This is a genomic window from Desnuesiella massiliensis (genome assembly GCF_001403615.1).
In the GTDB taxonomy this organism is placed as follows: domain Bacteria; phylum Bacillota; class Clostridia; order Clostridiales; family Clostridiaceae; genus Desnuesiella; species Desnuesiella massiliensis.
In genome coordinates this window covers 318,373-329,772 of sequence record NZ_LN879457.1, presented here as the reverse complement: position 1 = coordinate 329,772, position 11,400 = coordinate 318,373, and the positions used below count along the sequence as shown (strand labels likewise).

Below are 11,400 nucleotides of genomic sequence, written 5' to 3'. Positions count from 1 at the left end.
ACATTCATATATTTTATAAAGATGCCTTACATTAAAATTATACACTAATCTTAAAGGTTATAGTATAGTCAATTTTCATAAAATTTAAAACATCATTATTTTATTACAAGTAATTTTATCCATATTTCAAGAATATAATAAACCATAAATTTTACAAGGCGGTGAAATAAATGGAAAACATTTCAAAGAAAAATTATTTTAATATTTTGCTAGGCATTTTGTTATCCATTCTTATTTTTTTGTGTATTTTTACTTTATACGGCTATTTTAAAAATAATTCCATACCTAGTGCCATAAAGCCTCTTAAGGTAAAGATAGTAGAAGTAAATGAAATAAATCATACACTTTCCAATATCTTATACGATAAGAATATAAAAATAGACACATTAAAACCTATTTTTATAGAAAACTTAAGCAGACTATCAAAATTAAAAACAGAATTTCAGAATTATAAAATAGACTCTAAATATAAAAGTACTCTACTACATATAGAGGAAGGAATAAATAATAATATTCTTTTTTTTACTCAAATACAGGCCATAATGAATAACCCTAAAAGTAAAGATATAGAACAATCCTCCATGGCATTAAGCAATTATAAGGACACGTGCTTAAAACATTATAATGATATCGCTCTAGCAAAATTAAATATAAAAGATAGTGTCACCTCAATAAATAAGTCCTATGAAAGTATTAATAATATTGTAAAAGCACAAAGAGACTCAGATATAAGTTTTAGTCAAAACTCAGATTTTATACACAATATAGAAGATATTTTATCAAGATTTATGCCTCTTACAGAGGATATGGAGCCAGCTATTGAAAAATGCAGAGCTGGTGAGTATAGTTTTGAGGTGGTTTTAAACGATATTGATAAAAGCACATTGGCTTTCGAGGATATAAGAAAGGAATATTTAGGTCTTACAGTACCCTTAAAATGTATAAATACTTATAATTCATTAAAAGAAGTAATGGATATTTTTGAACTATATCTTAAGGATCTTCGCATTAGCGTAAATAATGAAAGAATAAAAACTAAAGATGCTTCTCTAGACAAAAGTACCCTAGCTAGTGTCTACGAGAATCCCATTGGAAAATTTGAAGATCTTCAAGACAGCCTAGAAAGATTCAACAAAATATTCGGTGAATTAAAAAAGGAAGTAACAAGTTGATAGGAGGCGGCGAAAAAAAGCACCTATATTTTTTACAGCCTCCTATAATTTATGAATTAAATTTTTTTCTTGGGGAACAATACCATTAACACTAACATAACATGGTTATCCTTTAATTTTAAAGGAGGTTTTTTATGAAAAGATTTTGCTTGGTGTTTGTTTTCCTATTAATCTATTGTTTAAACACTACAATGATTGCAAAAGGGGCTACCAAGGAATCAATGAATTTATCCACTTTAACCGTTTTACCTAAGGCTGGGGTAAAAATTGAAGAGGATGGGAAGTATGAGGAAGTAAAATATAAAAACATAGATGTAAGCGATAATAGTGGAAAAAGTATTAATTTATATAAGGAAAGTGAAGATATTGTAGAAGTATTTAGCCAATCTAATAAAAAAATTTTTTTAAGCAGAGGGGACATTGAACTGATGTCTCAAATAGTATACGCTGAAAGTAAGGGTGAACCCTATGAGGGAAAAGTAGCTGTAGCCTCAGTAATATTAAACCGAGTGGCCCATCCCAGCTTTCCAAAGTCCGTAAAGGAGGTAATTAATCAAAAAAATGCTTTTTCCTGTGTTAAAGATGGCAAAATAATAGCAACTCCTGATGAGAGCTGTTATAATGCTGTTATGGACGCAATAAGGGGAAAAGATCCTACTAATAATGCAGTATTTTTCTATAATCCTAAAACTGCTACATCAAAATGGATGAAAAATATTGATAAAGCTAATGTGAAATCTATAGGTAACCATGTGTTTTTTGAAATAAATTACTTAAAGTAAAAAAAGCTACCTCATATAGAAAGCAATTTCTAAAATGAGGTAGTTTTTTTATTATTAATTCTATTTAGCCTTAGAATCTAAATAGCTCACCGCACTTAGAGCTGCAATAAGTCCCTCTCCTGCGGCTTTTATATATTGATAGGGTCTGCCTACGCAATCTCCTGCAGCAAAGCATCCTTCTATGTTAGTTTTCATGGTTCTATCCACTTTTATATGGCCGTTTTCCATTAATAAACCTGGTACAAGCTGTGACGGAGAAATGCTATCTTTTAGCACAAATACTCCATCTGTTAATATTTCATTATTTTTAAAAGCTACTTTAGTTACTCTTTCTTCACCTATTACTTCCATAGGTTTTTGTCTGATCACTTCAATAGGTCCTCTCAGATTATAGTTACTTTCATACATAGGTACATAATAAACCTTTGAAGCTAGCTCTGCTACATAGTTTGCTTCCTCTTCTGCTTCCTTGTTATGAGCTATTATAGTAACCTTTTTTCCCCTATATAAAGGAGCATCACAGGTGGCACAATAGCCTACGCCTCTACCTAAGAACTCTTCTTCTCCTTTTAAAGGCTTTGTATATTCTATTCCTGTAGCTAATACCAATGCAGTTGCTTCATAGATTTTTTCATTAACCATCAAGGCAAAATAATCTCCCATAGCATATATATTATTTATTCTTTCAAAAGTAAGTTTTACATCCATGGAATCTATGTGCTCTTGAAATTTCTCTTTTAACTCTTCTCCTGTAATATGGTGAAAGCCTAGGTAATTATTTATCTTAGGAGCTTTTACAAGCTTGCTGCTAAAATCCTTATTACCAAAAACAATTATATTTTTGTTTCGTATCTTGGCATTTATAGCAGCAGATAGCCCAGCAGGTCCGCTTCCTACTATAGCAATATCATATCTATTATTCACTTTTATCTCTCCTTACGAGATTATAAATTTCTTATTATTAATTGCTCAAGTTCAGCTTTAGGTCTAAATCCTACCATAGTTTCTACTACGTTTCCGTTCTTAAATATCATTACAGTTGGTATGCTTGCTATTCTATATTTTTGAGAAACTACTGGATTATCATCCACATTGATCTTAGTAAATTTAGCATTTGTAATTTCGTTAGAAACCTCTTCTATAACTGGTCCTAACATCTTACATGGTCCACACCATGGAGCCCAGAAGTCAACAACTACAACTCCTTCTGCCTTTTCTACTTCATTTTCAAAATTCGCATCATTTATTTGATTTACCATATTTATTCCCTCCGTTTTCATACCCCTATTGGGTATTTTGTATAATATATATTTTATCCTTTTTAAATATATTAGTCAATAACTTTTCCTTTCGCAAACTCTAGTTCTCAAAAGTTCCCTTAACTAAAACCCTATCTCCGAAAACAACTTCCTTGCCTTTCGCAATTACAGTATATATACTTAAATCCTCTTTATTTACCAACACTAAATCTGCATCTTTTCCTGGACCAATCCTTCCTTTGTTTGATAGCTTAAGAGCATCTGCCACATTAGAGGTTATGGTTTTTAAAGCAGTTTCTAGCTTCACCCCATCCTTTTGCACTGCATCCTTAACCTCTCTATATAAGGACCTCACTTCCCCTATACCCAATCCTACCATCTGTCTTTTCTCATCAAACCTAGGCAAACTACCTTGACCATCGGAGGAAAACATTATTTGCTCAATAGGAATTCCTTCTTCTAGCAGCATTTTAAGGGCCTTGCTGGCTTTTACCTCATTCTCTTCTAAGTGTTCGGGATCAGAGCTAGTGGTTAAATCCAAATAGCCACCTCTTTTAGCATATTCCACTCCAGATTTAAATAGATCTATACTTCTATTTATATGGGTAGGTACTATCTGTTTAATGGGTATTTCTGTATCTTCAAGCATTCTATAAAGAAACTCTAACCTTCTCTCTCCATCACCCATATGCACATGGACAATACCGGCTTTTCCAGAGAGCAATCCTGCCACTCTAGCTTGAGAGGTTAATCTTAAAAATTCCTCATAACTTGGTTGGGAAGAACGATGGTCTGAAAGAGCCACCTCGCCTACACCTATTATCTTATTTATAAGCATTATATCGCTTTTTATACTTTCAGTTACGCTTTTTACCGGTATTTCATAGGAGCCTGTATATACATAGGTGGTTATACCCTCTTCTTCTAAAGCGTAGGCTTTTGCAATCAATGCCTTCATATCTCTGCAGACACTATCTGTACCTAAGCATCCAACCACTGTGGTTGTACCTCCAACTATTATATTGGAAAGTTGAATTTCAGGAGTTCTTGTGCTAAAGCCCCCTTCGCCGCCTCCACCTAATAAATGTACATGTGCATCAATAAAGCCAGGAAATAGATACTTTCCTTCTCCCTCAATGACATTTATCTTAACAAAATTCTCTGGTATAGTAATGTTGTCATAAATACCTTCAATTTTATCGCCTATTAACACTACCTGTTTTAACCCTAAAGATTCTGGTGCGTATATCTCTACATTTTTAACTATGGTTATCATGATCAATATCTCCCTTAATAAGGCATCTACCAAAAATAACTAGCCAGTCTACTCGTCTATTTTGCGTAATACTGCGTCCACTATTAATGGAATCTGTGTCGTTGTCTTACGCAAAATATACCACCCATCTTTGACTAGTTATTTTTTTTACGGTGCCTAAAAATTTGAGGCTCTAATAAAAATTATTGGTTTAATATCTGTTGTACATTTATATTGTTGTACTGAGATTTTGGATATCTTTCAACTATTTTAAGGGCATATTCCTTTGATTTATTGATATCAATATTTTTATACATCATGGCTAGATTATATAATACATTATCGCTGTAGTTAGCCTTAGGAAAATATTTCAGATACTCTTCATAATAAGCTGAAGCTTTTTCCACTTCCTTTAGTTGTTCATAGCTATATCCTAGCATATATAATACATGCTGGTGCAAATAAGACCCCTTACCAAATTCAAAGGCTTTTAAAAAGGCTTCTGCGGCTTTAAGATTTTCACCTTTTGATATATATGCCTTACCTTCATTATAAAAGAATTCTGCGCCTTCCTTCATAAGCAGCTCCTCTGATTTTACCAATAGACTCTTCTCATTTATACTTAGGGGCTTTTCCTTCCAGGACTTATAGGTACTATAAAGAGAAAATAAATTATTAAAATTCTTTTGAGATAAGTATTTTTTAAACTCCTCTTCTGGGAATTTCTCTTCTATTATCTGTTTCTTTTCTTCAGCAACTTCCTTTTTCTCCGCATCCTTATTTTCATTATTTGAAGTATCCTTTTCTACTTGTGCTTCGTCTTTATTTTTATTTATAGCCTCTTCCTTATTTTGTTCTAAAATTTCTGTTTTATTATAAGAAATATCCTTATTAGGCTTATTATAAAAATAATATTTAGCTAAATAACCTACTCCTATAAGTACAACTATACATACTAGAATAGCTATGTACCTGCCATAAGAAGTTTTATTTTCTAGATTGCCATACTTCCTCAATAATTTTTTATTCTCCTCTGCGGTTTTATTTCTCTTATCCAATTCAAAAACCTTGTGGAGGCACTCCTTAGCTTTTTCATAATCTCCTAACTTTATATAACAACAGGTAAGGAGATTATAAACATTTATTTTATTGAAATCACTTTCTCTGCAAAATTCTAATAAGTTTAATGCCTCTGAGATTTTTAATTTCCTTACTGCCTCTAAGGCCTTCTCATAATCCTCCTGCCTTTTATAGTCAAATTTAATATCCTCTAGGTATTTTTTAGCTACTCCATCATTATTAAAATCTTTATTTAATGCCCATAGAGCTTTAGCTCCATTTAAATCACCAGATAGATAAAGTAACATTCCTTTCAAATTGATTAAAGCAGCATTTTTCATGTTTAAAGAAATGCCCTTTTCACAAAGCTCTATAGCCTTTCCTATTTGACCCTCTTGATAATAACTCATCGCTTTTGCATAGGTTTTTTTATAATCTTTATCCATAAAGCCCATCCTTTAAATTTTCTTTTAATATGTAACAAAATCTAATTAAACTTCCTATACTTATTATAAATTCAATAAATAAAAATGCCTACAAAAATTTGCAGGCATTCTTCTATTTCTTAAGTATTTCTTAAGCTTTCCTTAATAATGGGAAATTTAATTAATTTGTAACCTTTTTTATTATATAATGTAGTAGTATAAACTTATAAGAGGTTAATTTTGAGGCGGAGTTAAAACATGGACTATTTTCCATAGGGAGGTTTTATCCTCTTTAGCAACGATAAATCTCTGATAAATTACACCATCTTTTAAATTGCTCTGCTTTGATTTATCTATACTATAATCTATTTCTAAAGCATAAGCTTTAAAATCATAAAAATTATTAATTTTAAATAAAGATGTATCTGTTATATCTATGATTTTGTTAATTTTCATGCTATTTATAGCATTTAAATCTCCTAAGTATTTTTCATTAAAGCTGCTATCTGTATAATAAAACTTTTTTTCTGCTTCTGTATAATTTTTTGAATTTATATCTTCTATAAGATTTTTTACTAGATTTACAGGCTCAGAGAATTCTCTAATAACATTTTCATACTTTATGATTTTCATTTCCTCATGATAATTGTTCATGTTATTGTCATAAACAACTAAATTTAAATCTAAAGAATTATTTTTATTTGCTAATGATTTAACTTGCTCTTTGGAGGATTGAGTTTCATAAACTAGGGTGGATTTACCATTGTCTATGTTTAGGGCATAAACATTTCCACCTTGACTTACTGTGCCATGAGCCAATCCTACTATTATAAATAAATTATTATTATCTGCCCACTCAAGATATTTAGGGGTATCTTGAGTGTTTTTATTTAGGATTGAAAATTTCCAGGCTTTTTTAAGTTGGTTATCCTTTACAATAACATCTCCTATTCCCTCTTCTGAGGCCTCAGGGCCTTTTCCTTCTATGCAAGCATTAAATCTGTTATCTACGGAAGCCTTCCACTTAGTAGCAAATTCAGGTTCTAAGGTAAACTTCACTTCTGTTTTTGTAAAAGATGGCACGTATCCAGAAAGTTCAACCAGTTCCATATCTTTTGTGGGTATATCTATCTTCTTACCCTCTTCTGATTTTACATTTGTGCTTTGCTTATTTTTTATATCTACATTTTCATTTTGCTGCTTAACATTAGCTTCAACCCTTTGCAAAGAAGTATTATTAGCCAATTTATTTGCGTCATTTGACTTATAGAATAGTTTTGAAAAATGTCCTGGCATCGCCAAAGCTATAAATAGTGCCGCTGCCGCTGAAATATACCGTCTATTGTACTTAAAAAAGTGATATTTAAGCTTCACCAATAGATTTCTAGAATATTTCTGCTTATCGATACTTTTTATTATATGGCTTCTAGAACTATTAAAAGTACTTCCTTCAATAGCTAAGGCAGCCTTGAACATGCTCTCTATAGCTATTTCTTCTTCGTATATTTTTTTACAGCTAGGGCATTCTTCTATATGATTATCCATGGCATCTTTCATGTCATTGTGAAGATTATCTTCAAGATAGTCCTCTAATCGCTTTTTGAATGTGCTGCAATTCATTAAATTACACCCCTTTTATCTGCTCTCTTTTATCCATGAAAAAGGTTTTAAATTTGTCTCTAGCTTTATAGTATCTTCTTTTCACTGCGGACTCGCTCATATTTAATATTTCTGCTATATCTAAAAATGTAAGCTCTTCGGAATATCTAAGTATTATGATTTGTTTGTCTATATCATTTAAGTTATTGATAAAACCTTGAATAATTTCTTTAGTCTCTTTAAATTCCATCCTTTGTTCTGGAGATATCTCATTAGAAACCAGTTCCCTAGCATCTTCCAGGTTAGCTTCATAAACTCGCTTATACTTTCTTATATAATCTATACATTTATTCCTGGCAATTTGTAATACCCAGTTAGAAAATTTATATTTTGAATTGTATAGATATAATTTATTGTATAAGGTTATGAAAACCTCCTGAGTAATATCTTCAGCGGCTTCTCTATCCTTTATCATGTTGTATACAAATTTTAATATGAATAATTCATATTTATTTACTAATATGTTAAAACTATCTATATTACCATTTAAAATGGCTTTAACTAGTTTTAAATCCTCTTCCAAGAAAAACACACCCTTCCAGTTTTAGTGGATGCATCTGTTATAAATAATGCTCTTAATTATAATATCTTTTGTTGCTTATCTGTATTCACTATTATATACGATTATTTTAATGCGTAGTTACTATTTTTTTATTTTTAAATATTTTTTTATTTATAAATATAAAGAGTATTACAAAACTACTATTTTTATAGGAGGATATGAAAAAAGGTATTCTATAGGTTTCCCTACACCGCGCGTGGAGCCCCACGAGCGGCCCATGAAAAAGAACACCTATGTTTTTCACATCCTCCTATAGTAGTCTTATAATACTCCTCATAATTTTTATTATCTTTTACTAAACTCTGAACTCCAATCAAAAATAGGTTCATATATATCCGTTCTTTTAATAAGCTGCCACTTTTCTGTATTTATATTATGGACACTTTTTAACTCATTAAGCTCATCATCTGTAAGGCACAAATCCTTAAAATCACCGTTATGCCCTAGAAAAAGAATTTCTCTATCCTCATCATATAATTCAATATTAGAGAAATAGGATTTTTCGGAATCAAAATCTAAATAAATAGAGTATAGAGGAGCATTATAAATCAAATTCCTTGTGACTTCATTTACCTTACACCTTATGGATGAAAAATCTGCCGGAATTTTAGATACAGTTCCTAGAATAAGCTTTTTGTCTCGTAATATACTCAGCTCTTTCTCTGTCAACGATACTACAAAATAATTTACTCCAATACTAGTTAAAGGCCTCCAAATCTTTTTTTCAATTATATAAAAATCCCAGCTATGAAGAGTATAACTCTGTAACTTATCTAAAATGCCTATAGAGCATAATAGCTCCTTACATTCTTTTGTAAAATCTCCTGCAATGCTCAAATAATCTACAAAAGAATCTTTTTTATAAAATTCTAAAGAGCACACAGGTAAAATTTTAACACCTTTTATATTTGAAAATAACTCTTTGATTGGCTGAAAATCACTAGTATCAGGAATAGTAAATCTAAAGAAGCTATCAACTTCACATAAATAATTTAAAATCTCTTTAATTTTTTCTATATTCTCATGATTACCCTTAAGCTCTGTAGTACTCATGTCATTCAAATCAATCCTACTTATATATTCAAACTCATTGAAAATATTTATGTCCTTACTTTTTAGATCACTAAAAAAATCTGTGGAACGACTCAGAGCCCTACTCTTAAATAAATTTGATTTATCAACACAAAATCTATAAATCTTGTCCCATTCTTCACCTTTAATACTAGATAAATCAAAAAAATTATACATTTTATGTGCCTCCTTATATTCTCTAATATATTTTCCCTTTATTTACTTCATGTGCCATTAGCCATGTGATTTTAAACTAATGAATTAATTGTATTATATACCACTTGTTTCAAGAAAAAATGTCATATCTTGTATCTAACTTGAAAATTTCATATCTATTAATCGTAAAAGAAATTTATAGTTTCTTTTCATATAAAAAGAAACTGTCATATAACCAATCTTTAAATTAGTTATATGACAGCTCCTTATCAGTGTTTTTATATTAATTTTAAGGAAGTACTAAAGTTATCTGTATAAATTAATTTTGCTCTAATATTAATTGTTTAGCCATTAATATGGAAGAAGCACTCATGGAGAACTCATCTAAGCCATACTCTACAAGAGTTGGAATAGCTGTTTCATCTCCAGCCATTTCTCCACACATGCCTACCCATTTACCTTGCTTATGAGCTCCATCTATGGTCATCTTTATAAGTTTTAAAACCGCTGGATGCATTGGATTATATAAATAAGATACCTTCTCGCTCATTCTATCTGCTGCTAGGGTATATTGAATTAAATCGTTAGTTCCTATGGAGAAAAAGTCAACATGCTTCGCTAGTTCATCAGCATATACTGCCGCCGCTGGAATCTCCACCATTATTCCCCACTCTATATTTTCACTATACTCTTTTCCTTCCGCTTTTAATTCCTTTTTACATTCTTCAACTATCTCTTTTGCTTGTAGGAATTCCTCTAAGGAGGATATCATAGGGAACATCACCTTAAGATTTCCGTACACTGAAGCTTTTAATAAAGCCCTTAACTGTATTTTAAATATATCTTTTCTATCTAAGCAAAGTCTTATAGCTCTATAGCCTAGGAAAGGATTCATTTCTACTGGCATTGGCAGATAGCTTAATTGCTTATCTCCGCCTATATCTAAGGTTCTTATTACTACTGGTCTGTTTTCCATTTTTTCAAGTACATATTTATAGGATTCATATTGTTCTTCCTCTGAAGGCATATCATCTCTATCCATATATAAGAACTCTGTTCTAAATAATCCTATACCATCAGCACCATTAGCTAATACTTGGTGTACATCTTCTGGTTTACCTATATTTCCTGCTACTTCTATTCTTTTTCCTGATTTAGTAACAGTCTTAACATCTATCAGTCTCTTTAACTCTTCTTGCTCTTTTAAAAAGCTTTCTCTTTTTGCTTCATATTCATTAATAGTAGCTTCATCAGGATTTATAATTACAACTCCCTCAATTCCATCTACTATAAGCATATCTCCATTTTTTACAGCTTCAGTAATATCTTTCATGCCTACTACGGCTGGTATCTCTAGAGTTCTAGCCATGATGGCACTATGAGAAGTTCTTCCCCCTATATTTGTTAAGAAAGCTATTACCTTAGACTTATCTAGTTGAGCAGTATCAGAAGGAGTTAAATCATGAGCCACTACTATAGTGTTTTCCTCAGTTATAGAAAAGGCCTCTAAAGATTTCCCTGCTAAGTTTGCAATTATTCTTTTAGAAACGTCTTTTATATCTGCCGCTCTTTCTCTCATATAGTCATCTTCCATAGATTCGAAAATAGCTACGAAAGTATTTGTTACGTTATCTACAGCCTTCATGGCATTAGTATTATTATCAATCTCTATTTCCATAGCTCCTGTAAATTCAGGATCATCTAGCAAAGTTAAGTGAGCTTCAAAAACCTCTGCTTTTTCTTCTCCCATAGACTCTACTGCTTTAGCCTTTATTGCCTCTATTTGAACTCTTGCCTCTTCTAAGGCTTTATGTAGTTTTTCTTTTTCAGCAGCTACCTCGGTTATTTTTTCATCTGTGATTATTATTTCTTCATGTTGTTGTAAGAAAACTTTTCCTATAGCGTATCCCTTTGAAGCAGCAATACCTTTTTTCATTATATATTCCTCCTACATAATAAGTTTTAATTTTTAATTCATAAATTATTTTAAGCACTCCAAT

General features: G+C 31.1%; 10 protein-coding genes. 2 read left to right on the top strand and 8 right to left on the bottom strand.

Annotated elements, in window-relative coordinates:
- Window positions 1–170 precede the first annotated feature (170 nt).
- Together BN2665_RS19550 and BN2665_RS19545 are read left to right on the top strand one after the other, a co-directional pair.
- Window positions 171–1,172: a hypothetical protein gene (locus tag BN2665_RS19550; protein ID WP_055668796.1), complete on the top strand. Its 1,002-nt coding sequence runs from the start codon at window positions 171–173 to the stop codon at window positions 1,170–1,172.
- 134 nt (window positions 1,173–1,306) lie between these two features.
- Window positions 1,307–1,954 carry a cell wall hydrolase gene (locus BN2665_RS19545; protein WP_082435967.1) on the top strand — a complete coding sequence of 216 codons (648 nt, stop codon included), beginning with the start codon at window positions 1,307–1,309 and terminating at the stop codon, window positions 1,952–1,954.
- A gap of 60 nt (window positions 1,955–2,014) precedes the next feature.
- On the opposite strand, the gene BN2665_RS19540 is transcribed toward BN2665_RS19545, so the two are convergent.
- The 8 genes from BN2665_RS19540 to ptsP form a co-directional block, all read right to left on the bottom strand.
- Window positions 2,015–2,878 (bottom strand): NAD(P)/FAD-dependent oxidoreductase, encoded by an 864-nt coding sequence (locus tag BN2665_RS19540; RefSeq protein ID WP_055668795.1) that lies wholly within the window; start codon window positions 2,876–2,878, stop codon window positions 2,015–2,017.
- Window positions 2,879–2,898: 20 nt separating this feature from the next.
- On the bottom strand, window positions 2,899–3,213 hold the full coding sequence (gene trxA, locus BN2665_RS19535; protein WP_055668794.1) for a thioredoxin: 315 nt from the start codon (window positions 3,211–3,213) through the stop codon (window positions 2,899–2,901).
- Between the two features lie 100 nt (window positions 3,214–3,313).
- Window positions 3,314–4,489, bottom strand: coding sequence for a beta-aspartyl-peptidase (gene iadA, locus BN2665_RS19530; RefSeq protein ID WP_055668793.1), 1,176 nt, complete (start codon window positions 4,487–4,489; stop codon window positions 3,314–3,316).
- Window positions 4,490–4,671: 182 nt separating this feature from the next.
- A complete protein-coding gene (locus BN2665_RS19525; RefSeq protein WP_055668792.1) occupies window positions 4,672–5,973 on the bottom strand; it encodes a tetratricopeptide repeat protein in 1,302 nt (433 codons plus the stop codon).
- Window positions 5,974–6,186: 213 nt separating this feature from the next.
- Window positions 6,187–7,572: a DUF4652 domain-containing protein gene (locus tag BN2665_RS19520; protein ID WP_055668791.1), complete on the bottom strand. Its 1,386-nt coding sequence runs from the start codon at window positions 7,570–7,572 to the stop codon at window positions 6,187–6,189.
- A 4-nt stretch (window positions 7,573–7,576) separates the two neighbouring features.
- On the bottom strand, window positions 7,577–8,134 hold the full coding sequence (locus BN2665_RS19515; RefSeq protein ID WP_055668790.1) for an RNA polymerase sigma factor: 558 nt from the start codon (window positions 8,132–8,134) through the stop codon (window positions 7,577–7,579).
- 324 nt (window positions 8,135–8,458) lie between these two features.
- Window positions 8,459–9,421, bottom strand: a complete 963-nt coding sequence (locus BN2665_RS19510; protein WP_055668789.1) for a hypothetical protein — start codon at window positions 9,419–9,421, stop codon at window positions 8,459–8,461.
- A gap of 298 nt (window positions 9,422–9,719) precedes the next feature.
- Entirely contained in the window at window positions 9,720–11,336 is a 1,617-nt protein-coding gene (gene ptsP, locus BN2665_RS19505) for a phosphoenolpyruvate--protein phosphotransferase (protein WP_055668788.1), read from the bottom strand.
- Window positions 11,337–11,400 lie beyond the last annotated feature (64 nt).

What these genes read in the sequence shown, in the direction of transcription:
- BN2665_RS19550 (WP_055668796.1), top strand. Translation starts at nt 171, where the DNA reads ATGGAAAACATTTCAAAGAAAAATTATTTTAATATTTTGCTAGGCATT.
- BN2665_RS19545 (WP_082435967.1), top strand. Translation starts at nt 1,307, where the DNA reads ATGAAAAGATTTTGCTTGGTGTTTGTTTTCCTATTAATCTATTGTTTA.
- trxA (WP_055668794.1), bottom strand. Translation starts at nt 3,213, where the DNA reads ATGGTAAATCAAATAAATGATGCGAATTTTGAAAATGAAGTAGAAAAG.
- iadA (WP_055668793.1), bottom strand. Translation starts at nt 4,489, where the DNA reads ATGATAACCATAGTTAAAAATGTAGAGATATACGCACCAGAATCTTTA.
- BN2665_RS19525 (WP_055668792.1), bottom strand. Translation starts at nt 5,973, where the DNA reads ATGGATAAAGATTATAAAAAAACCTATGCAAAAGCGATGAGTTATTAT.
- BN2665_RS19520 (WP_055668791.1), bottom strand. Translation starts at nt 7,572, where the DNA reads ATGAATTGCAGCACATTCAAAAAGCGATTAGAGGACTATCTTGAAGAT.
- BN2665_RS19510 (WP_055668789.1), bottom strand. Translation starts at nt 9,421, where the DNA reads ATGTATAATTTTTTTGATTTATCTAGTATTAAAGGTGAAGAATGGGAC.
- ptsP (WP_055668788.1), bottom strand. Translation starts at nt 11,336, where the DNA reads ATGAAAAAAGGTATTGCTGCTTCAAAGGGATACGCTATAGGAAAAGTT.